22 protein-coding genes are annotated in these 22,416 nt (G+C 42.2%); 12 read left to right on the top strand and 10 right to left on the bottom strand.

Annotated elements, in window-relative coordinates; all coding sequences use genetic code 11:
* Positions 1-6 precede the first annotated feature (6 nt).
* Both TW85_RS16485 and TW85_RS16490 read left to right on the top strand, forming a co-directional pair.
* Positions 7-792, top strand: a complete 786-nt coding sequence (locus tag TW85_RS16485; RefSeq protein WP_046018230.1) for an enoyl-CoA hydratase-related protein — start codon at positions 7-9, stop codon at positions 790-792.
* Between the two features lie 36 nt (positions 793-828).
* A complete protein-coding gene (locus tag TW85_RS16490) occupies positions 829-2,679 on the top strand; it encodes a methyl-accepting chemotaxis protein (protein WP_046018231.1) in 1,851 nt (616 codons plus the stop codon).
* 28 nt (positions 2,680-2,707) lie between these two features.
* Here TW85_RS16490 and TW85_RS16495 read toward each other — a convergent pair whose 3' ends face one another.
* Positions 2,708-3,061 carry a type II toxin-antitoxin system PemK/MazF family toxin gene (locus TW85_RS16495; RefSeq protein ID WP_046018232.1) on the bottom strand — a complete coding sequence of 118 codons (354 nt, stop codon included), beginning with the start codon at positions 3,059-3,061 and terminating at the stop codon, positions 2,708-2,710.
* Entirely contained in the window at positions 3,058-3,315 is a 258-nt protein-coding gene (locus TW85_RS16500; RefSeq protein WP_046018233.1) for an AbrB/MazE/SpoVT family DNA-binding domain-containing protein, read from the bottom strand. Before TW85_RS16500 ends, TW85_RS16495 begins: the two co-directional genes overlap by 4 nt.
* A gap of 188 nt (positions 3,316-3,503) precedes the next feature.
* On the opposite strand from TW85_RS16500, the gene TW85_RS16505 reads away from it, so the two are divergent.
* The 3 genes from TW85_RS16505 to TW85_RS16515 all read left to right on the top strand — a co-directional run bounded on the left by TW85_RS16505 (position 3,504) and on the right by TW85_RS16515 (position 5,516).
* Positions 3,504-3,788: a metalloregulator ArsR/SmtB family transcription factor gene (locus TW85_RS16505; RefSeq protein WP_046018234.1), complete on the top strand. Its 285-nt coding sequence runs from the start codon at positions 3,504-3,506 to the stop codon at positions 3,786-3,788.
* Between the two features lie 175 nt (positions 3,789-3,963).
* Positions 3,964-4,914 carry a permease gene (locus TW85_RS16510; RefSeq protein WP_046018235.1) on the top strand — a complete coding sequence of 317 codons (951 nt, stop codon included), beginning with the start codon at positions 3,964-3,966 and terminating at the stop codon, positions 4,912-4,914.
* Between the two features lie 134 nt (positions 4,915-5,048).
* The gene (locus TW85_RS16515) at positions 5,049-5,516 is read left to right on the top strand and encodes a hypothetical protein (RefSeq protein WP_046018236.1); all 468 of its coding nucleotides are present in this window, start codon (positions 5,049-5,051) and stop codon (positions 5,514-5,516) included.
* Positions 5,517-5,559: 43 nt separating this feature from the next.
* Here TW85_RS16515 and TW85_RS16520 read toward each other — a convergent pair whose 3' ends face one another.
* Positions 5,560-6,000 (bottom strand): Lrp/AsnC family transcriptional regulator, encoded by a 441-nt coding sequence (locus TW85_RS16520; RefSeq protein WP_052702257.1) that lies wholly within the window; start codon positions 5,998-6,000, stop codon positions 5,560-5,562.
* Between the two features lie 153 nt (positions 6,001-6,153).
* Here TW85_RS16520 and TW85_RS16525 point away from each other — a divergent pair, with 153 nt between their 5' ends.
* A complete protein-coding gene (locus TW85_RS16525; protein ID WP_084616379.1) occupies positions 6,154-7,092 on the top strand; it encodes an arginine deiminase-related protein in 939 nt (312 codons plus the stop codon).
* A gap of 25 nt (positions 7,093-7,117) precedes the next feature.
* Here the strand turns inward: TW85_RS16525 and TW85_RS16530 are convergent, their stop codons facing one another.
* Positions 7,118-7,927, bottom strand: a complete 810-nt coding sequence (locus TW85_RS16530) for a helix-turn-helix transcriptional regulator (RefSeq protein ID WP_046018238.1) — start codon at positions 7,925-7,927, stop codon at positions 7,118-7,120.
* 240 nt (positions 7,928-8,167) lie between these two features.
* Between TW85_RS16530 and dctP the strand changes: the two genes are divergently transcribed.
* From dctP to TW85_RS16550, 4 genes are all read left to right on the top strand, one after another.
* Positions 8,168-9,181 (top strand): TRAP transporter substrate-binding protein DctP, encoded by a 1,014-nt coding sequence (gene dctP, locus TW85_RS16535; RefSeq protein WP_046018239.1) that lies wholly within the window; start codon positions 8,168-8,170, stop codon positions 9,179-9,181.
* 171 nt (positions 9,182-9,352) lie between these two features.
* Positions 9,353-9,913: a TRAP transporter small permease subunit gene (locus TW85_RS16540; protein ID WP_046018240.1), complete on the top strand. Its 561-nt coding sequence runs from the start codon at positions 9,353-9,355 to the stop codon at positions 9,911-9,913.
* Between the two features lie 2 nt (positions 9,914-9,915).
* Positions 9,916-11,235 carry a TRAP transporter large permease gene (locus TW85_RS16545; RefSeq protein WP_046018241.1) on the top strand — a complete coding sequence of 440 codons (1,320 nt, stop codon included), beginning with the start codon at positions 9,916-9,918 and terminating at the stop codon, positions 11,233-11,235.
* Between the two features lie 52 nt (positions 11,236-11,287).
* Positions 11,288-12,025 (top strand): gamma-glutamyl-gamma-aminobutyrate hydrolase family protein, encoded by a 738-nt coding sequence (locus TW85_RS16550; RefSeq protein WP_046018242.1) that lies wholly within the window; start codon positions 11,288-11,290, stop codon positions 12,023-12,025.
* A 15-nt stretch (positions 12,026-12,040) separates the two neighbouring features.
* Here the strand turns inward: TW85_RS16550 and TW85_RS16555 are convergent, their stop codons facing one another.
* Positions 12,041-12,901 carry a LysR family transcriptional regulator gene (locus TW85_RS16555; RefSeq protein ID WP_272947170.1) on the bottom strand — a complete coding sequence of 287 codons (861 nt, stop codon included), beginning with the start codon at positions 12,899-12,901 and terminating at the stop codon, positions 12,041-12,043.
* A 192-nt stretch (positions 12,902-13,093) separates the two neighbouring features.
* Here TW85_RS16555 and TW85_RS16560 point away from each other — a divergent pair, with 192 nt between their 5' ends.
* Positions 13,094-14,173: an FAD-dependent oxidoreductase gene (locus TW85_RS16560; RefSeq protein WP_046018244.1), complete on the top strand. Its 1,080-nt coding sequence runs from the start codon at positions 13,094-13,096 to the stop codon at positions 14,171-14,173.
* 94 nt (positions 14,174-14,267) lie between these two features.
* Here the strand turns inward: TW85_RS16560 and TW85_RS26375 are convergent, their stop codons facing one another.
* Positions 14,268-15,281 carry a methyl-accepting chemotaxis protein gene (locus TW85_RS26375; RefSeq protein ID WP_202904871.1) on the bottom strand — a complete coding sequence of 338 codons (1,014 nt, stop codon included), beginning with the start codon at positions 15,279-15,281 and terminating at the stop codon, positions 14,268-14,270.
* Positions 15,282-15,392: 111 nt separating this feature from the next.
* On the bottom strand, positions 15,393-16,172 hold the full coding sequence (locus tag TW85_RS26380) for a cache domain-containing protein (protein ID WP_202904872.1): 780 nt from the start codon (positions 16,170-16,172) through the stop codon (positions 15,393-15,395).
* Positions 16,173-16,861: 689 nt separating this feature from the next.
* On the opposite strand from TW85_RS26380, the gene TW85_RS16570 reads away from it, so the two are divergent.
* Complete coding sequence (locus TW85_RS16570) at positions 16,862-17,740, top strand: LysR family transcriptional regulator (protein ID WP_046018245.1); 879 nt, start codon at positions 16,862-16,864, stop codon at positions 17,738-17,740.
* 65 nt (positions 17,741-17,805) lie between these two features.
* Here TW85_RS16570 and TW85_RS16575 read toward each other — a convergent pair whose 3' ends face one another.
* The 3 genes from TW85_RS16575 to TW85_RS16585 all read right to left on the bottom strand — a co-directional run bounded on the left by TW85_RS16575 (position 17,806) and on the right by TW85_RS16585 (position 22,280).
* On the bottom strand, positions 17,806-18,822 hold the full coding sequence (locus TW85_RS16575) for an aldo/keto reductase (protein WP_046018246.1): 1,017 nt from the start codon (positions 18,820-18,822) through the stop codon (positions 17,806-17,808).
* Positions 18,823-18,886: 64 nt separating this feature from the next.
* Positions 18,887-20,482, bottom strand: a complete 1,596-nt coding sequence (locus TW85_RS16580; RefSeq protein ID WP_046018247.1) for a BCCT family transporter — start codon at positions 20,480-20,482, stop codon at positions 18,887-18,889.
* Positions 20,483-20,777: 295 nt separating this feature from the next.
* The gene (locus tag TW85_RS16585) at positions 20,778-22,280 is read right to left on the bottom strand and encodes an aldehyde dehydrogenase family protein (protein WP_046018248.1); all 1,503 of its coding nucleotides are present in this window, start codon (positions 22,278-22,280) and stop codon (positions 20,778-20,780) included.
* Between the last annotated feature and the right edge of the window lie 136 nt (positions 22,281-22,416).

The raw sequence follows: 22,416 nt of genomic DNA on the forward strand, positions 1-22,416 counted from the left end.
CAAGTAATGCGTTACCAACATATTTTACTTGAGCCGATCGAAGCTGGTGTTGTGCGTCTGACGATTAATCGCCCCAAGGTGTTAAATGCGCTTAACAGGGCAACCTTAGAAGAGATAAGTCAGGCTTTAGATCTGCTGGAAGCAGATAAGAATACACGCTTGTTATTAATCACAGGTGCTGGCGATAAAGCCTTTGTTGCTGGGGCGGATATCGAAGAAATGCGCCAATTCAGCGCCCTTGAAGCTAAGGCTTTCTCTGCCTTTGGGCTAGGTGTATTGAGACGCTTAGAAAATGCACCTTTCCCTGTGATCGCTCTGGTGAACGGCTTTGCTTTAGGGGGCGGCTGTGAATTAGCCATGAGCTGTGACCTGATTTTAGCCTCAGACAATGCCAAATTTGGTCAGCCTGAAATTAACTTGGGTATTACCCCAGGCTTTGGTGGCAGCCAGAGATTAACTCGTCTTGTTGGCCGGCCAATGACCTTAGAGCTGCTTTATACAGGGCGTATTTTTGGGGTGGAAGAAGCCCAACGCTTTGGCTTGGTAAATCATATCTTTCCTCAAGAGTCCTTGATGACAAAAGGGATGGAAATGGCATTAGACATAGTGAGTAAAAGTCGGACTTCCCTGCAACTTATTAAACAACTTGTACAAAGAGGACAGGATTTACCTCTAGATAACGCCTGCATCATGGAAAGTGATCAGTTTGGTTTGAGCTTCTCAAGCCCTGATCAAGTAGAAGGCATGGCCGCTTTTTTAGAAAAAAGAGCGCCAAACTTTAATTTAAAATAAGCAATTTATTCAATGTGATAAATGCAGGAGAAACCCATGATGTTATTTCACTTAAGTTTAAAACATAAACTCTACACAGTTATCACCTTAGCACTGATGGGTTTCTCCTTGTTGCTAGTACTCTCATCCAATGTGTTAAGCACGTTAGCAATCGCCTCAAAACGAGTTGATGATATTAGCTATGATGCGAACCTACTCAAAGACCTGCAAATTGAAGTGCTGCAAATTAATCAGAATACCGATGAAGGCAGACTCAGAGCCTTGCCTGAAATTTATAAAGACCAGCTAGATCAAATTGTACAAAAGGCGCCTATCGAGCAAGCGCAAATCGTCAGCGATATTCAATTATCACTTGGGGCTTTTACTGTTAGTCGAATGCTTTGGCTTGTTCAGAATCAAAAAGTTGGAGCCAGTGCCGAAGACGGTTTAAGAGCGAAAATGCAAACAAGCTTTAGCGCCTTAGAAGAAAACTTATTTGCCAATTTTCGTAAGCCTTTTGCCGAGCTCAAGCAAAGCTTTACAGGCTTTATGGATCAGAGAAATGAGGTTGAATATCAAAAGATGAAGCTTGCCCTAACAGTGTTTAAAACACTGACCTATGAGATGGAGTTTGAGGAATTATATGGCGCTAATATCAGCGAAATTGAGGGCCTGTTAACCGAACTTGCAACCGCTGTGTTTAGTATGAATGAGCAAGCAGTAAAGGCCAAAAAAGCCTATCACACCCTGGCTAAAGGCGTGCTCTTGTCTAATGCCTATTTTGGCGAACAACTTACTCTGGCAAAGCAGGATGCTAGCTTGGTGAGTGACCAAGCTCAGACACAAATTTTTAGTGTCGCGATTGCTGTAGCCTTGTTGGTGGTCGGTTTATTAATTGCGACGAGCCGAAGTTTGGTAGGCAGTTTGGGGCGTATGTCAGGGGTGATGTACCAACTTGCTGAGGGTGATTTAACTCAGAAGCTGGTGGTAAATCAGGACCGTAAAGATGAGCTCGACAAGGTGGGTATAGCGGTTAATGAAATGACATCCTCACTTAACCAAATTCTCAATCGGGTGACTTCTACCAGCCAAAGCCTTGACCTTGGGGCCAGTGACTTATCCTCTAAGTTGCAACACATGCTAGAAAAGAGCACCAAGACTAACGAGCAAGCGGGATCTGTAGCGGTCGCAACCGAAGAGATCAGTTCCACCATTGCTAATATGGCAAGTGCGACGAATCTGGCTCAACAAAAGACACAGCAAGCCCATGAGTCTGCTGAACAAGGGGGTGAGGTGATTACCAATGCCATTGGCAGTTTAGGTCAATTAGCCCAAGTTTTTGAGCATCTTAATGAGCAAGTAAGCGAACTTGAAGGCACCTATCGCAAGGTAGATGGGGTGACCGAAATGATCAATGGTTTGGCTGAGCAAACTAATCTACTTGCCTTGAATGCTGCGATAGAAGCCGCCCGTGCGGGTGATGCTGGCCGTGGCTTCTCTGTGGTGGCAGATGAGGTAAGAAGCCTTGCCGAGAAAACCGTCAACGCCACACAAAACATCAATGACATTATCGGTGCCATGCATACGAGTATTCAGTCCTTGTTAAAAGTCATGCAAGAGGGCAGCGATCATGTGGATAATGGCAAACTGCGAGGTGATGAAGCTGCAACCGCTGTTGGGCAAATCAAAGGCTTGGTTTTTGATGTGAACGAGCGTAATCAAGAGCTTGCCATCAGCATAGATGAAGCGTCAAAAGCGACCCAGATGATAGCCGAAAACATGGACCAAGTGGCCTCAAACGTCTCCAGCAATAAGGAACAAAGCCAAGAGGTATTGGATTACGTTGAGCAGGTAAGTGAGCAAGCTAAAGACTTGTTAACCATGACGGATAAGTTTAAGTGTGAGTAATGGATAAGACTTGGTGCTTTTTACTTCTTTACTCGTTAAAAAATATATCAGCCCCAATCAAAGGAATGACTCGCATGAGAACTTCGTCCATGACTTCTGTTTCAGCTTGAGCAACAAACTTAGCTTTTCTATCTTTCCAAGATAGGGTTTGAATTAGACTAGCAGCGACAACAGAGGGTTTATCTAGGTTATTGACAGGGACTTCTGTTGCACCACCACGAATGCTTGTACTAATCGGACAGCAAATTAGTAACCCTGTTGATTTGTTATAGGCAAGGCTGGAAAGCACGAGAGCGGGACGATATTTGCCAATTTCTTTGCCTTTAACCGGCTCAAAATCGATAAAAATAATATCATTACGCTTGGGGATGTAGTTACTCATTCATCCCCCATTTCTTTATATGAGACATGGGCAACTTCATCAGCATGAGCTGAATAAGGGGTCAAATCTTTTAAAAGCTCAGATTCAGTAAATTTAAGCTGCCTCTTTTTTGGCTTAATTGGCTCAATAACAATGCGCCCTTCATCTAATTTTATATCTACCTCAGAGCCTTTTATAAGGTTAAGTTCGCGAATATAAGCGGCTGGAATGATTGCTCCAATGCTATTACCTAAACTTTTAAGTTGAACCTTCATAAGAAGTACCTCATTAATTTTATATAGTTATAACCTTGTTATAACTAATTGGCAATGAATTAAGTGTTTTATTGTTGTAACAAAGTTATAACTTCTATGAATCGAATTAAACATTTGCTCTTAAGTTATTATATTTTAATATTTCTAAAAGTATTGAAATATTATATATCTTGATCCATACTGCCAATATGAATCAAGACAACGCTACTAATATTTTATGTGAGTTAGGCCACTCAACTCGGTTTTCTGTCTTTCGCTTGTTAGTCAAAGCGGGAGATAAAGGACTAGTCGTGGGTGATATTCAACAACATTTGGATATCTCGGGACCAACACTCTCGCACCATATTCGAAGGCTTACTTCTGTGGGTTTGGTTAAACAAAACAGAGAAGGGCGCAGCTTATATTGTGTGGCTCAATTGGATGCTTTTCGTGAAGTGATGAGCTACCTGGAAGATGAGTGTTGTACCTTGTAAGGGGCTAAATTAGCTGCTTATAGGTTTCAGATAATAGATATCGATAACAAAAAAATGGCCTAACGCTTAGAAGTCGTTGGTCATTTTTTTTAAAATTATATTTCGATATTTTTAAAAATATTTAAGTGTTTTCGAAAGATAAACTTTAAACAAAAAGATTTACGAGAAGGTGATTATGATTGATCTATCTAGTTTGGGCCTAACAAGTGACATGCAGGCAATGCTTATGGATTCCCTGCACATGTTTATCAACTTATTCGTTGAGCTAACCTTACTCTTTCTTGCTATTAGTTATCTGGTTTCTGTGATTAACCAAAAGCTGCCAGCAGATAAGATTCAGGCGTTATTGGGTGGTAAAAAAGGCCGTGGTTATATCACTGCTGCAGGCTTAGGAGCGATTACGCCTTTTTGCAGTTGCTCGACTATCCCTATGTTAATCGGCTTATTAAAAGCCAGAGCAGGCTTTGGGCCGACCATTACTTTTCTATTTACTTCGCCTTTATTGAACCCCATTGTGATTGCGTTATTTGTGCCAATTTTAGGGTTTAAGATAACGCTTTTATATGCGTCTCTGGCCTTGGTTGTGTCTGTACTTGCAGGGGTTCTATTACAGACACTGGGCTTTGACCGTTTTATCAAACAAGAAATGTTATTACCAAGTACTAAGGCAAGTAGTTGTGCTGGCTCAGATTGCTCTGCTAGTAAAAAAGCCCCAAACATTTGGCAAACGGCTTGGAAAGAGACCTGGCCTTTATTCCTATCTATGCTGCCTTATATGGTTATTGCCATGATGATTGGCTCCTTGGTTCACGGTTTTGTACCGGCTGAGTTTTTCTCTCAAGTAGCGAATGCAGATAACCCAGCGGCAGTACCAACCGCTGCTTTAATTGGTATTCCGCTTTATATTCGAGTCTCTACCTTATTGCCTTTGGTAGGTTCTTTCTTAGCTAAAGGGGTGAGTATTGGCGCTGTTATGGCTTTGGTAATTGGTAGTGGTGGCGCAAGTTTACCTGAACTGATTTTGCTAAAACGCCTTTTCCATTGGCCTATGCTAGTCGCCTTTTTAGTGGTTATTTTTAGTATGGCGGTTTTCGCAGGCTTCACCTTTAATATCCTGTTTGCTTAAGGAATGCCCTTGTTAAGTCTTGAATGAATGGCTTAACAAGGGCTTAGCAAGAGGCGGTTTAAAGCATAAGAGATACCTTTATTAGCTGAATCCCTTTAAGATTATCGGTGTAAGTTTTAAGTGGACCCCAGTTGATGACCTTCAAATATCTAATTGCCTTTTTTATGACCAGCCTGTTAATACTGCCTTTGCCAGCAGCTGCAATGGATCAAACAGATGAGTCAGGGGAAAAGGCCGAACATAGTCGTTTCAATGTCATCACAGAAGTCATTAATACCCTTCGTTTCCTGCAAAGCACGCAAGATTATGGGCTAGCTTATGGCGCGGTGGAGCAATTGGATTTTGCCATGGACGATATCATCGCCCAAGGTTATGGCAAGCTAGGTGAAGATTACTTTAAAGCGCAAACGCTCAAATCTGCCCTTGAGATTATTTTTCTTGAGAAAAAGCTGGATCTGGATGGCTGTTATAGCGCTAGGCTGGGTTTCCAAGTGGACTTTGCATTACACACCAACGATGCTTTAGAGCTGTCTCCTTATGATTATCCTGCCATGGTAAAAGAAGCCTATTTTATCTTGGATAAACTGTGTCAGCTCTATTAAAAAACAGTGTCTTTTAAATAGCGTCTTGAGAATATCCCTGTAATCAATAGGTTATTGGTAATCTATCTAGCTTGGTGGCGAGTAAAATGCAGGTCTCTGTTGAGATCACTTCTGGGTGTTGAAGTATCTTAGCAAGTAACTTATCTAGCCTCTCTGAGCTTTCTGCCTCAAGCATGATATTGGCGTCAAACCTGCCAGCAAGGCTATGTATAGTATTAACTTCGGGAAAGCTTTTTAAAAAGCCTAATAAACCTTGGTTTAGGTTGGTTTTCACCTCAACAAGTACATGGGCACGGAATTCTTCTGTCTCATAATTAGCCCCAGTACGTACTGTGTAACCTCGAATGACATCTTGCTCTTCTAGACTCTTAATTCTTTTTTGTATGGTTAAGCGAGAAAGGCCTAATACCTCGGCAATCAAGGTGACAGGTTTGCGTGCGTCTTCTCTGAGAATCTGAATAATCTGTCTATCAATCGTGTCCACTTTGATGCCTTTATATACAAGTTGTTTGTTTCGATTATCACTATGTTTATTTTGTTAAACAAGTTGATCAGCTTGTTTATTGTGAGCAGAGCCTGGCTTTTTTAGACTTTTAAGTGCTCTTTTTAGTTTTGAAATTTTAGATGAGGAAGCAAGGTGAAGGATTCTATACAAGCACCAAAGACAGTGTTAATGGTAAGGCCCAGTGCTTTTTACCCTAATCCCGATACTCAAACCTGTAATGCTTTTCAATCAAAAGCTTTACCAGAGGCAAGATATGCGAAGCTCTTGTTAAGTGCTCAGGCAGAGTTTGATCACACAGTGAAGGCTCTAACCGAGGTTGGGGTTGAGGTTAATCTGCTTCAAGATGAGGCAATACCTGCTAAACCTGATGCCATCTTCCCCAATAATTGGTTTTCAACTCACGGCAGTGGAGCAAGTGTTATTTATCCTATGTTTTCACCTGCTCGACGCACGGAAAAAGCGGCTTACTCTAAAATAGAGGCGCTATTGTCTGCCAGATTTCAGATCAATCAGCAGATTGATTTATCCCATTATGAGCAGGAAGGTCGCTTCTTAGAAGGCACAGGTGTTTTGTGTATTGATCATATCAATCATCTAGCTTATGTTGGCTTGTCTAATCGTGCTGATGCGGGCTTGATTCACGAGGCATGTCATTTGTTGGGTTTAACACCAGTGATTTTTGAGACAAATACTGAAGCCAAGCAGTCGGTTTATCATACCAATGTCATGTTAAGTATCGGCACTGATTTTGCCTTATTGGGTGCGGATCTGATCGCCTCAGAACAAGCGCGAAACCATGTTATTCACTCGTTAAAAGCCAGTGGTAAAAAGCTTATTTTATTGAGTAATCAGCAAGTGGCTGAATTTGCGGGTAATGCCATTGAATTAACAGGCTCGCAAGGGCGTTATTTAGCCATGTCGCAAAGGGGTTTAGATTGCCTCACCTCAGAGCAGGTTTTAGCCATTGAGAAACATGCTTCTTTATTAAGTGTGCCGTTAACCACGGTCGAACTTTCAGGTGGAAGCATGCGTTGCATGATAGCTGGCATTCATTTGCCAAAGAGAGCCTAATGTCTCAAATCTGCTTAGCTGTTCTCTATTCACCTCGGGCAAAAAAGAGTGGGTCCTCTGGGTTTTTATCGTTATTGATGGCGTCTAAAATAGCGGCATCAATGTCTTCTTTTTGATAAAGCCCACATTCTCTAAAAGCCTGCCTGAAGTTGATCTTTTTACCGATAAAGTCATATAACACCCGAGTACAAGCAGGGGACCTGTGGCTACGTGATGACACCCCAAGTTTAAGCCCATGTAGATGTTTTATTTGGCTGCGATAAGAGGGAAAGAGAATGGTTTGTGTGATCTCATTTTCTGTTAAAGACTCCACATCCAATAGAAAAATTCGGTCACATAAATTAATGGCGATGCCATCATATAAGCAATGGGTGACCTTCTCATGGGATTGGTCATGGTTAATGAGTCTTTCATAACGCTTATAGGTTAGACCTGTGGCGTCTTGACGAATTTCAATTAGAGATTGAAACACTTGTCCTGGATAACCTAGGGAAAAATAATACTCATAATACCAACCCAGATAACGGGTCAGTGTGGCAGATGAGGCACTTTTTAAAAGCTTAGCTTTTTCAAAAAATGCGGATAAATCATTTTCTTGCCTAGGGTCTGACTTACTAGGCAGTACCTGCTGTCTGAACTGATCATGGGGCATCATGATTTCAAATTCTTCCACCCCAAAAAAATCGCAAATAATACGAATATTGGATTTGGAAGGATGAACTTGTGCATTCAGGTATTTATTAAATTGAGTACGGTTGATACCAATTTTTCGACACACTTCTGCGATGGATGAATAGTGAGTGCAGAGTAATTTTAAGTTTTCGACAAAATCCAAAAGTCATTTCCTGTGATTCATCAAATTGATGGCTAAGAACTGAATCTAACTATACTCCTCAAGCGCAATAAAAACATGACGCATTAGTAGCATAGGGGCGACGCACCTGATGCATCTTGCTGATCTTTATGCGAAATGGGCAGCAGTATATTGCTTTGCTCTAATGTCTGGCAGCCACCACGAACTAGCAGGTAGCACTATCTGCTAGGGCGACATTAAACAACAATAAAGGTACACGCTATGACATATAAACCATTCAAAACCCTGTCAGGTCTGACACTTACTGCTTCATTACTTTTGTCTTCTATGTCGGCTTATTCGGTCGAAAAGATGCGATTGTCTGCGATTGAGCCACCAACCTCTACGGTTGTTCAATTTGCTAACTCTTTTGCCGAAAGAGTTCAAACAGCCAGCCAAGATGAAATTCAGATTCGAGTTTATCCATCAAGCCAATTAGGTGATTGGGTTGAGGTACATGAACAAGTCATGGAAGGTACGATTGATTTGGCTATCCAGCCTCTAACCAATGGCTTTAACGATGTGCTGGCACTTCAGTGGTTTCCATATGCGGCGTTAGATTTTGAATCAGGCCAGAAGGCGTTTTCAGAAGGTGGTGTGATTTATGAAACTATCAACCAAGCCCTTGCTCACCAAGATATTAAAATTTTAGGTGCTTTTGTATCTGGCATGGGCGGCATTGTTTATACCAAGGCCGCGCCTAAGCCAAGAGACCCTAATGCTGATCAAGGTCTTAAGATTCGTGTTTGGCCCGGTGGCACAACACACCAAGCCCTATTAGACAGACTAGGTTATCAGACTGCCCCAATTCCATGGTCTGACTTGTACACGGCTATGCAAACAGGCGTGGTAGATGGCGCAATTGGCGCAACACCAGAGCTTGCAATGAACAACTTTGCCGATATCGCCAAAATGTGGGTACAGAACAATGACCACTTTGAGGTGTCTTTTATCGCCGTGAATAAATCACGATTTGAAAACCTATCTAGCAAGCAACAAGACATCATTTCAGAGATTGCCTCTGATCTATCAGCAGAGCGTTTTGCCGTAGCTGAGCAAGAGCATGAAAAATACCTACAGCAAATGCGAGATAAAGGTATCGAAGTTGTTGAGTTGACAGATGCAGAGTTAGCCGAAGTGGCTAATGCTGTAAGACGTGATGTTTGGCCAAAAATCCAAGATGAAATTGGCGCGGAGAACATGGCTAAATTGAAAGAGAGCTTAGGGATTAAATAAGTTTAAGCACTTGGGTGCATCCTGCCTCATCGCCTCGCTTGAGTAGGGTGCATCATTTTTTAACGGTTATTTTCAGTGCTTTGTCTGAGTGCTTTTTTAGTTCTTAGCTTGAGTCATTAGGCGCCATTAGGTTGGGTTTTTGCCTTTTGACTCAGCTCTTTGGAGTCTTTTATGACAGGATTCTCCCTGCAAAAAATTCATCTGGCATTACTTGTGTTGCAACGATTCATAATGGGAGTGAGCACCACTATCATCTCTCTGCTTATCTTCGTACAGGTATTCATTCGCTACTTTCTTGATATTCCACTTTATGGCGTTGAAGAAATCGCCGCTTACCTTGCTGTTTGGCTGTATTTTATCGGCTCTGGTTATGGTGTGTATAAGGGCAATCATATCTCGGCAAGTGTGATGGATCTTATCCTCCCGAGCCAAAGCTTGAAGGATAAGTTTCAGTGCTTTGTTGCCATTATCACCTTGTGTTTGGTCTGCTGGATCTTGCTACTTTGCTGGGAGTATTTCCAGTGGAGTGTGAAGCGAGTTCCCAAATCTCCAGAACTTAGATTACCCCTTTATTATGTCCATTTTGCCATGGTGGCAGGCCTAGGTTTGATGGTGTTTTACGCCATGATAGAAGTCATTAGGCGCGTCATTTTTATTCTCAAAAAAGAAGATTATGTCGCCCTAGTCACACTAGATGAAAAGCCGAACAACACGCCTGATCCGAGTAAATAATCATGAGTATAGAAATCTTAATAGATGCCCTGATATTGGTTGTCTTATTGTTTATTGGTGTGCCTGCGCCTTTATGTTTTGCCGCAGCCGCTTTGTTCCTCTTTGTTATGGGAGACTTTAATAAGGCTAACTTTTTAATCTCAGCAGGTTTTACTAAATTATCTTCACTTATTTTGTTGGCGATTCCGCTATACATTTTTGCCGGTGGTTTAATGACAGAAGGCAAGATAGCGACTCGCTTAATTGATCTTGCTGAAAGTATGATGGCACGAGTGAAGGGCGGGCTAGGCATTGTTGTTGTCTTCTCAACAGCAATCTTTGGCGCTATCTCTGGTATGTCGACTGCGGCTGTGGCGGCTATTGGTTCCATCATGATTCCTAAAATGGTGGAAAGAGGTTATGACAGAGGCTATGCCACGGCACTGGTGGCGGCATCATCGGTTTTGGCTCTGCTGATTCCCCCTAGTTCTTCCATGATCCTTTATGGCTGGGTGACTAATACGTCCATCACCGCCATGTTTTTAGCGCCGATTATTCCTGCTTTATTGTTGATTACTTGCTTCAGTGTTTTGAATTACTTTCTGACTCGTAGAATGCCGTTAATTGAATTGCCTCCACCAAGCCTAAAAGAAGGGGCCTTGGATGTTTGGTTTAAAACCAAGCGTGCCGCCTTTGGTTTGGCTATGCCGATTATTATTCTTGGTTGCATTTATGGTGGTATCACCACACCGACTGAAGCGGCGGCGATTGCCGTGGTGTATTCGATTCCCGTTGCGATTTTTATCTATCGTGGGTTGGACTTAAAAGGCTTTTCAGAAGTGGCTTGGAAAACTGGCCAAATTGCTGCGGTATTAATGATACTAGTGTTTTTCTCTTCCATGCTTGCAAGGGTGTGGACCATGGAAAATGTGCCTCAAACTGTACTTGAATTCATGCTTGGCATTAGTGATAACAAGATTGTTTTGTTACTACTGATTAATCTGTTTTTACTTGTGATTGGTATGTTCCTTGATGATATCAGTGGTGTGTTATTAGCCTCTCCCATGTTGTTACCTGTCGCCATGAGTTTAGGCATAGACCCAGTGCATTTTGGTGCCATTGTTGGGGTTAATCTAGGTATGGGGCTGATTACACCACCTACAGCCCCCATTTTATATTTTGCGGGTTTGATCGGTAATACCACACTGCCAAAAATGGTGGGCTACACCATGATATTGATCTGTTTTGGTTATATTCCAGTGCTCATTCTCACGACCTTTATTCCTTCTTTATCGCTTTTCCTACCCGAACTGGTTTTAGGCTATCAGCCAATATCCAAGTAACAAATTAAGGGTCTGATAAAGCAAATTTACTTATTTTAAATGGAACAATCGAATGACAACAAAGCCAGTTATTGGAATCACATTAGACATTGAAAACGAACCCTCTTACGCCCATGAGCCTTGGTATGCATTAAGGGAGAACTATTGTTCTGCGGTGACACAAGCAGGTGGTTTGCCCATGTGTCTACCGCACGAAGTGACGGCAGTGAATGACTATTTAGATCAGCTCGATGGGCTCATCATTAGTGGTGGCATGTATGACATTCACCCAGAGTTTTATGGGGAGGACAAAATAGAGGGTGAGCTGGTAACCAAAGACACCCGTACCGAGTTTGAACTGGCATTAGCTAAAGAGGCATTAGCCCGCAATATCCCTGTGATAGGCATATGTGGCGGCATGCAAATTCTTGCTGTCATTAAGGGCGCTAAGCTGATTCAAGATATTCGACTAGAGGTAGAAGGCAGTCAAGAACACATGCAGCCTTTGCCACATAATGTACCGGCTCATACGGTGAATTTTATTCCTGGTACTAAGGCGTATCATTTATTTGGTAAAGAAAAGGTCAGCGTTAATAGTGTGCATCACCAAGCAGTGAAGGATTTGTCTCCTGAGATAATGGTCAGTGCCATGTCAGAAGATAACATTATTGAAGCGATAGAAATCCCAAGCCAACGCTTTTGTTTGGGCTTTCAATGGCATCCTGAATATCAAATAAGCGAAGGGGAGAAAAAGGTGTATTTAGCCTTTATTGAAGCGGCTAAAAAGACACGTGCCCAAGTGAAAAGCTAAGTCTCTTTTTAGCCACTAAGCTAGGGTCAGTAACATGTCTTCATCTTGTCTTAATAGATCAATAAAGGCTTTGATTTTAGGCATGTTATACATGTCCCTATGAACGAGTACCCAGATGGACACTTGCCAGTCATCTGGGGTAGGGACTTCAACAAGATCTGGAATTTGTTCAAGGCTGTGCTTTGGCATAGCGCCAATGCCGCCACCTTTACTGATAACCTGGGCGAGAACTTGGTGGTTAGCGCTTTTAAAAATGATGTTTTCATCGGCGATATTCTGATAAATCCATTCATTCCAAACAAGGTGATTCGGTCTATCTTTTAGAGCGACAAATCGATGTTGTGAGAGTGTCTCTAGGCTGGGTAGACCATGTTTTTCGATATAGGATTTATGGGCTGCAAACGTGAGTGAGACTTGAATTAAAGGCAGAACGATATTATCGGGTGTGGTGGGCTTTTTGCCTGCGCGAATGGCAATGTCCGCTTCACCATATTCGAGTTTAAAGTTTCGAATATCATCGAGATAATCTATCCGCATCTTAGGGTATTTTTGCTGATATCTCAGTATGCTAGGCATTATCATGCTGGCAATGTCAGCGATACTGGTAATGCTTAAACTGCCTTCTAAGGCTTCATCATTTTGCTTTAACTTATTGGGTAATTGGGCGAAGTGAGTTTCTGTAATTTCACCCAAACGCATAATATCTAAGCCAGCTTCTGTGGCGATATAGCCCTTATCATTACGCTGAAAAAGAGTAACGCCGAGAGCCTCTTCTAGGCTATCAATATGTCGCATCACAGTGGATCTATGAACGCCCATATCTTGTGCCGTGGCACTTAAGGTTTTGAGTTTAGCTAGCTTGTAAGCGGTTCTGATTTCGTTTCATTTATCCATGCTGAATGACTCCTTAAGGCCAATATTTAGGTGTCATATTTATGCACACCTAATGCGTATAATCGCTCATTTACAGCAAAAATGTAACATCTTAAGATGCAAGTCATTAGACATTTAGCATGTGTATCTCTCTTGGTAGATGAGGGCATGTGCAAGAAATTAGGCGATTTTAAGATGATAAATACGACAGATGTACTCATTATTGGTGGTGGTTTTGCTGGCGTTAGTACGGCACAAAAACTCGTAGAAAAGGGCATAAAAACCATACTAGTGGATAAGAAAGATTACTTTGAAGTGACCTTCGCTAATCTTAGAAACTTGACTGACCCAGGTAAAACTCAAAACAGAGCCAGAAAGCGCTATCAGGACTTTTTGAAAAGTGAATTTGTACAAACCAGTGTTGAGCAACTAGAGGATGAGCAAGCTCTATTGGCCAATGGGGATGTGATTAAATTCAAACGTGCCATTATTGCCTCAGGTACAAACTACCCGAGTATGACAGTTGCCAAGCCCCAAGCGGCTTTGAACCTAGAGCAGCGTAACCAAGAGTTCGCTAGCCAGAATGATGCTTTACAAGCGGCTAATTCTATCTTGGTTATGGGAGGCGGTGTTGTAGGTGTTGAATTAGCGGGTGAGATTGCTTTTTCCTTCCCTGATAAAAAAGTGACCTTGAGTCATTCGGGTAAAGCCTTATTAGAAGGCTTTAAGCCGAAAGCGCAACGTAAGGCGAAAGAGCAATTAATACAGCAAGGCGTCACCATTGAATTTAATCGCAAATACCAAAGACAAAACGAAGAGTATCTGGATAAGGTAAGCGGGAAGGTAAGCAAGTTTGATCTAGTATTTGAAGCGATTGGGGTAAAACCAAATAACCAGTTTTTACAGGCTCATTTATCTGACGCCTTGAATGCCCAAGGGTATGTCAAAGTAGATGATAAATTTCGCGTACTAGGGCATAAAACTCTCTATGCGCTTGGGGATATTGCCGAAGTAGGGGAAGCCAAATTAGGTTATCTCGCGAATCAACAAGGGGCCCATTTAGCGAAAGTAATTTGTGCTGAATTAGTAGGCAAAAAGGCAAAGCTTTATAAAACTAACCCTTTAATGGCTTTAATTCCCACAGGCCAAGAGTCTGGCATAGTGCAATTACCTTTTGCTGTGACTACGGCTAACTTTCTCGTAAACATTAAGCAAAAAGACTTATTTATCAATAAAATATATAAAGAGTTTGGGACTCAACCTAATACTCAATAAACCGAGCTTGAGTGCTATCAGAGCAAGAATAAAGCAAGAAAGAAGAGCCAAATAAGAGAGTAAGCCGCCAGTTTGCGGCTTACTCTTATCCTCATTACTGAAGTTTGAACTGATTAACGATCGACGCCAATCTTTCATTCACATGGGTGATGTTTTCGGTTTGGCTAGAGGCTTGTTCGCTGTTGCGATTTAGTTGGTTGACTATGCCGTTCAGTGCATTCATGTTTTGGCTAACTTCATGAGTCACGCTGCTTTGCTCTTCTGCGGCGGTCGCAATTTGCATGGTTAAGCCTGTGATATCGTGAACATGGGTAGATAGCTTGTTAATACTCTCGTTTACCTTATCGGTATTATGATAGGCCTCATCACAATTCGACTTAGTACTTTCCATGGCTTTCACCACAGTATCATTGCCAGAAACCAGTTTTGTTAAGGCTTGCTCGATTTCAGATGTGCTATTTTGGGTGCGAGATGCCAAGGCTCTGACCTCGTCTGCCACCACGGCGAAACCTCTACCATATTCGCCTGCTCTAGCGGCTTCAATGGCGGCATTGAGTGCCAGCAAGTTAGTTTGTTCAGCAATATCGCCAATCACATTTAGAATAGAGTTGATGCCTTTGGTTTCATCACTCATGGCCTGCAGACTATTGGCGGTTCTATCCATATCATCAACCAGATCTGAGACTTTAGATTGAGCACCTGTGACCACATCTAAAGAGTCTTGACCAATTTGAGCTGCTTGCTGAGTTGATTGCGCAGCATCACTGGCATTTTGAGCAACCGTGCTAGCAGTGGCACTCATTTCTTCTATGGCAGTCACAATTAGTTCTGTCTCTTGCACATGATGATCTAACATTGCTGTGTTTTCGTGGGACTTAAGCTTTAACTCTGAGACATTATGCTTAAGCTCACCTGAGGCTTTATCTATCTCAATGATAAGGCTGTGAACATGCTCGACAAAACTATTCACACCTTTTGCGATATGCCCAAGGTCATCATTAGAGTTAATCTCAAGTCTATGGGTTAGGTCACCATTACCATTAGATAGACCAAGTATGGTTTCTTTAAGGGCTAAGATAGGGCGGTATAGGAAGGTGAGTACTAACAAGGTAATCAAGGTACTTAGGACGACATAAGTAATGGTTAGAAGGGTCGCTGTGCTTTTTGTTTCGCTAAGCTGACTAAAGACAACGCTTTTATCTAGGCCAATTAGTAGATACTAGCTCTTGTCGCCATAATTTATCTTCTTAGAAAACATCACCTTATCTGTGCCATTTAGCTCATAGTCTGTGGTGTTTGTTTCAGTACCTAGCACGTCTCTACTAATATGAGATAACTCACTGTAATCAGTTAACTTTTTACCGGTTTTAACGACAGGTGAACTACTGGCAAGAACCGTATTATCCTCTGTCATTATCATAGCGATGGCCCCTTTCATATTAATGTCAGAGACAGTTTGGCTAAGTATCTCTAGCGTAATATCTGCCAGAATGACACCGTTACCTGAGTTTTTGCCAATACTTACCATAAGTAAGCCTGTGCTTGCGCCTGTATATGGTTGAGTAAAAATAGAGCCAGAAGTACGAATAGCTTCTTGGTACCAAGGACGTTTTCTTGGGTCATAATTTGGCGGGTTTTTGTTATCAATCCAGGTATCGTAATTGGCTGAGGTATAAGCATCATCATTAGCAAAGCCTATCATTAGGGCAAAGACATCTGCTCCATGGGAGGCAATTCTCATTCTTTCTGCGTGGCCTGTTTGGTATTGATGTTGCTGATAATCATCAGCTAATTTCTCGACAGCATGGGTTTTTGCTTGGATATAAGCTTCGAGTTTTTCTGCTTCGACTTTGATGCGTTCTTCCGTGCTTTGATAAATGGTATTTGTCAGTTCATGACTAAATTCGTTATAGGAAAAGTAATTGGATGAACCAACGCTTAAGGCGATGATTAATGACACTGCTAGCAATAATGTTTGCTTAAAGCCTAAGTTGACCATGAGGACCCCTGTAAGTCTGATGTGTAGGTGATTACAAATTGCGGGATTCCTATCCCAGCAAAAGAGATGTATTTTTCAAAATACTATTAATCGGCGATGACATTTTTATTGCATAAATGAAATAAAAGTTGATCAAAGTAACAAAAGTTAAGCGCTGAGTTTTTTGTTTTTAGAAAGGCTCATTGTTATCAGGTGCTCGTTCGCAACCTGTGAGTTAGATCAGATTAATGTCGTGACTTATTTTTATCGTCTAAATGTATCTATAGCCTAGTCCTTATTCCTGCTAATTTTGTGAGTGTTTTGGTACGAAATAAAAAAGTCAGAAAGGCGCAATTTATCTTTTCTGAGCACAGAAAAAACAATCTAAGAGCACTTTCAATTTATTGTTTTTATGAGGGATTTTTTTAGAGATGGGTGATCAAAAAGTACAGAATAATTGACCATCAAATTCGCAAGAAGGGCAGGTTATATGAACTAAATCTCATATTCAATAACAAGTTATTACTCTCTTTTTTCTGAATAAGGTTCACTACTAAAAAAACTTTTTACAGGTTAATAATTTGCGGTGTTTTTTCTCCCTTAAATGCCGTTAATTTGCATTCAAGCAGCTCATATTTAGGCGTATACTTGAGGATTATCCTAAGGGACTTTAGGGTCTTAATTTCAGCCTAAGTTAGAGTTTTAAATTTATGCGCTCACTGCCTTCTCTTACTGCGTTACGTGTCTTTGAAACCGCGGCTAAACAACTTAGTTTTACCTTAGCTGCCAAGCAGTTACATGTAACCCAAGGGGCAGTTAGTCGACAAATAAAACAGCTTGAAGATTATTTAGGTGTGCCTTTATTTGTCAGGTTACACCATAAATTAGAACTCACGGATGCAGGGCAAGAATTGCTGCAAAAATTGGATATTTCCTTCAACCTGATTGAAACCGCCATAGCCGATATTCGTGACCCTAATTTAAGGCAGAAACTTAACATTTTATTACCTCCTACCTTGGCGACACGTTGGTTGGTAAAGCGTTTGGCCAAGTTTCGACAAAGCTTTCCTGAATTCGAATTAAGCATCTATGACAGACCGAATGATCAGGTATTATTTGATTGTGAAATTCGCTTTGGTATTGGCCCGAAAGCGAAAGCCAATAGTGAGCTCTTATTCCTTGAAGAGCACCTGCCAGTTTGTGTGCCTGATATGCAAGTTAGGGCGGCACAATTACCTCTAGAAAGCAGTAATTTATTAAACATAGTGCACGAAGGTAAAAAGCTACCTGTTTGGCAGGATTGGTTGGTTGCTGCAGGGCTAGATGGGTTAGTCGATACGGCCAGAGGGGTGGGTTTTAGTACTTTGGATCAGGTGATTAATGCCCTTAAATCTGGAGCTGGCTTTGCCATCATTGATAAGCACATGATAGGTGAAGAGTTAAATCGAGGTGAACTGGTACAGTTTAGTGAGATAAGTACACAAGGCCCTTATGGTTATTGGCTTGATGTCTCTGCTGAAAAACAAGGTTTGTCTAAGGTCATGCGTTTTACAGAATGGTTAAAGCAACAAGCTTCACTGGAAGTTTAAATGCCAAAAGTCACTAGAAAAGCGTTTGTGTTGTAAGCACAAACGCTTTTTTTGTTCATGAACTTTTAAGCAAAGGGCGCTTTAGCCGGACGTGAAAATCTCGGTGTTCGCTTTCCTGATGTGTAATCATTAATGAGATCACATGGCGTATAGTGACGCTCTAATTCATAAATTTCTTCTGCAGTGAGCTGCATTTCAAGTGCTGCTAAAGCGCTGTCAAATTGTGCGGTAGTGTCTGCTCCCACCAACATAGAGGCCACTTCTGGTTTATTCAAAACCCAAGCTTGTGCTATTTGTGCAGGCAAGCAACCACGGGCATCAGCCACTTTCGCAACCGAATGAGCAATGTTGCGAGACGCTTCGTCGTTATACATTTCAGCGGTAAAGAAGTCTGTCTTGTTACGGGTAGACTGTAAGTCGCTGGTAAGAATACCGCGCGCCAGAGGGCTAAAGACGGAAACACCGATACCTTGGTCTTGGCAAAAAGGTAGCATCTCACGCTCTTCTTCACGATAAGCGCAGTTTAGCTGTAACTGCATATTAATAGGGCGTGCCCAGCCGTTTTGATCACACACTTGTAGTATCTTAGCTAGCTGCCAAGTGTACATGGTAGACACAGCAATATAGCGAGTTTTACCTGCAAGAACGAGATCATTCAATGCACCCATAGTTTCTTCGACTGGAGTGTCGGTATCGAAATAATGCAGCATATATATGTCTACATAATCCATTCCCATACGAGTGAGGGAGGCATCGATCGCTTTAAAAATATTTTTGCGAGAATGACCTTGTGCATTGATGTCATCGCTCATGGCATAACCTACCTTGGTGGTGATCACTAAGTCATCACGACGACCAATACGGTTAAGCACATTACACACCACTTCTTCGCCTGCTCCAATGGAATAAAAGTCCGCAAGGTCGATAAAGTTAACCCCGTTATCGAGCGCGTGATGGATAATTGGCTCACTTTCCTTTTCATCAAAAATCCAAGGTTTCCAATCCTTTGAGCCCATGTTCATGGTGCCAAGGCAGAGGCGAGAAACTTTTAGGCCGGATTGACCAAGACGAACGTATTGCATAGTTAACTCCTAACAAGGTGTCCAAGTTTGTGCTCAGACACCTGATCTTAATAAGTGGTTTGCTTTAGTTAGCAGGGGTTGTGACACCTGACGTCTGAGCCTTGGTTGGAGACTCAAGAGCAGCAAGTGTCGAAGGTTTGATCTCAACAATTTGACCATTGATTTCGACTTTCTGAGCCAGGCGAATAAAGGCAAAACCTGAGCCGAGGACGATTAACATGCCGGGCAAACCGGATAGGTTGAACAGCATTTTGACGCCATCAACACCAATGAAAGAAGCACTAATCCAAGCCACAAAAGCGATTGCGCTGCCCCATAGCGCTTTTACCCAAAGAGGGGATTTCTGGTTTTCAGAGTTATTACCCTTGGTGCAAAGACCACCAATAACATCCGTGTTTGAGTCAGCGGCTGTGATAAAGGTAATAAAGCAGGCAAAAACAAACAGACCACTAAGTAAGGTGCTGCCAGGGAGTTGATCGAATAGCACATAGATAACCGCCGCAAAACCATCTGCTTGATAAGCGTCATACATGATGCCGCCCATGGTGGTATCGAAGAAAAGCGCTGAACCGCTGAAGGTACTGAACCAAAGAAAACCAAATGCAGAAGGTAGTAACATATTAACGATGATGAATTGGCGAACTGTGTAACCACGGGCAATCTTGCCGAGGAAAAGGCAGCTGACAGGTGCCCAAGCGAACCAGCTGGCAAAGAAAGCCACTGTCCACCAGCCTGGCCATTGGTCGTTACCTGATGCGCCAGTGACTAGGTTACGAGCGAAAAATTCAGACAGATAAACACCCAGAGATTCAACGCCAAGAGAGAGAATGAAAGCGGTTGGTCCAACAACGAAAATGAAGGCTGCACCGATAAAATATAACCAAGTATTAATACGCGCTAGAGTTTGAATACCTCGATATAGGCCCGATGCTGCTGAGATAATGGCGGAGCCAATGATCGCGATAGCGATGAGGCCGTAAATGAAAGGGCTCTTTTCAATGCCTAATACTGAGTTCATACCATCGGCAATTACAAGTAGGCCAGACGTCAAAGTGGCTGACATACCTAATACAACCGATAGCAGCGCTAGACCGTCGATGATTTGACCGCCAACACCGTCAACCCAACGGCCTAATAAAGGGCGCAACATGGAGCCGATGGAAAAGTTCAGTTTTAGGTTATGAAAAGCAAGGGCAAAGGCTAAGCCTGCCACTGTGTAAATGCTGTAGGGAGTGATAGTCCAGTGTACGAATATGGTAGACATGGAAAAGCGCATTGCTTCTGGGCTTTCTGGTGTAATGCCAAGATAAGCAGGTGGTGTGTGGTAATGCAAAATAGGCTCAGCCACAGACCAGAATAATATCCCCATAGCGATAACGGTTGTTAGTGAAATGGCAAACCACTGAAACGGTGAAAGCATAGGTTTAGCGCCTTCACCGCCAATTTTTACTTTGCTAACCGGTGCGAAAAAAGCATAAGCAACAACACCCACTAGAAAGAGTGCACTGAGGTTAAATAACCAAGACAGATTATCTATGATGGCCGTATTGATTGCTGAGGTAGCAGCAATGAAATTTTGTTTATCCAAGATGGTATATATTACTGTTAGCAGCAAGCCAATACAGGCTGGCCAAAACGTAATAGGGCGAATGTTTTTCATATGATCTTCCAATTATTATTTTATTTATTGAGCAGGTTAAAATGGCTTTATCGTAAGACCCGCCAAGAGTGAACTAGCCTTAATTAATTTAAAAATCACTTAAATTCAAACTAGCATGACTTTAAGTAATGCTTTTCTAATGTATTGATTTATAAATGATTAATTATAATTTCTGAACCGATTTTTTTAAGCTTATGAATGTCTTTCTGAAATAAAAAAAGCGCTCCTAGGAGCGCTAACATGGGTGTAAGTGTGTTGCAGCTTTAAGAGCTGTTATGAGAGAGCTAATAACCGCTTAAGCATCCCCGTAATAGACCCAAACCCCTTTGGTTTTGGTGTAGGAAGAGAGAGAATGTATTGCCATTTCTTTGCCCCAGCCACTTTGCTTGAAGCCACCAAAAGGAGCCGCTAAACCATAACAACCGTAGCGGTTGATAAAGAGCATGCCTGCGTCTAATTGTTCGGCAACTTTGTGAGCACGGGAAACATTGGTTGTGTATAAACCGGCCGCTAGACCGTATTCAGTGCTATTGGCAATGGCGACAGCTTCTTCTGTGGTATTGAAACGAATACAGCTAAGTACTGGGCCGAAGATTTCTTCTTGGGCAATACGGGCATCTGGGGCAACATCGGCAAATATAGTTGGTCTGATAAAGTAGCCTTTGGCATTTTCACCTTCAGTATCCGCATAGCCACCCGCCACTAATCTGGCTTCCGTTTTACCTATTTCAATGTATTCTATGATCTTGTCAAACTGGACCTGATTACATTGTGGACCTTGGTCAACACCTTCTGCTAGCGGGTTGCCGCAAACTACCGCATTGGCTTTTTCCACTAGCTTGTCTAGTACATAGTCGTAAATGCTATCGTGAATCAGGAAGCGAGTAGGCTCGGAGCACTTTTCACCCTTATGAGAAAACATCACATTAAAGGCTCTATCGATCGCGCCATCTAGGTCTGGCGTATCATCAAAGAAGATACAAGGTGACTTACCGCCAAGCTCTAAAGTAGCGGCTTTTAGGTTAGATTGTCCTGAGTTTTGCACAATTTTACGGCCCACACCTGTACTACCGGTAAAAGACACCTTATCCACATTTTGGCTCAAGGTAAGTTGATTGGCGCTGCTGCCATTGGTTAGTAACATATTGATCACACCGGCTGGAATATCCAGTGCTTCGTCGATCAGTTCCATTAGGAAAACCGTGGTCAGCGGTGTGTACTCAGAGGGTTTAATAATCACTGTATTACCCATGGCTAAGGCAGGTGCAATTTTTAAACTGGCTTGGTATAGGGGGAAATTCCAAGGGGCAATCAGGGCGCAAACACCAATAGGCTCTTTTAATGTGTAGTTTAAAAAGCCTTCATCAACAGGTGAAGTTTCCCCGTAGAACTTGTCTGTCCAGCCAGCATAATAATCGAAAATATCGGCACAGGTTGGGATATCATCTGCCATGGATTCAGAGAACAGTTTACCGTTAGGCAAGGTTTCTAATAGGGCCAGCTTTTCGACATTTTCACGGATTAAACGCGCAATTTGGCGCAATAAATTAGCACGTTCAGTTCGGCTTACCTTATTCCAAGTCCCCATGTTGTGATGGTGTTTGGCAATTTCTGCTGTCTTTTCAACTTGCGTTTCACTCGCCATGCTAATCGCACAAAGTGTGTCACCATTGGCTGGGTTCTTCACCTGCCAATCCGTGTTTTCACCTTGAACCCACTGGCCATTGATGTACTGCTGTTTTGGCTTAGTTAGCCAGTCTTTTGCCCAAGCTAGCGGGATCTCTTGTGCTATTGTCATTTTCATATCCTGTTAGTTAATTTTTATTTTGATCTAGCTGTCAAAAATAGTGTTGGAAACTTGGTTTAAGTTTAGAAAGCTAGGTCTCAAGCCACAATTGAGATTATTGAATACCGCTATGGCTAAAAACTCATGC

The organism is Marinomonas sp. S3726 (assembly GCF_000967665.1).
In the GTDB taxonomy this organism is placed as follows: Bacteria; Pseudomonadota; Gammaproteobacteria; order Pseudomonadales; family Marinomonadaceae; genus Marinomonas.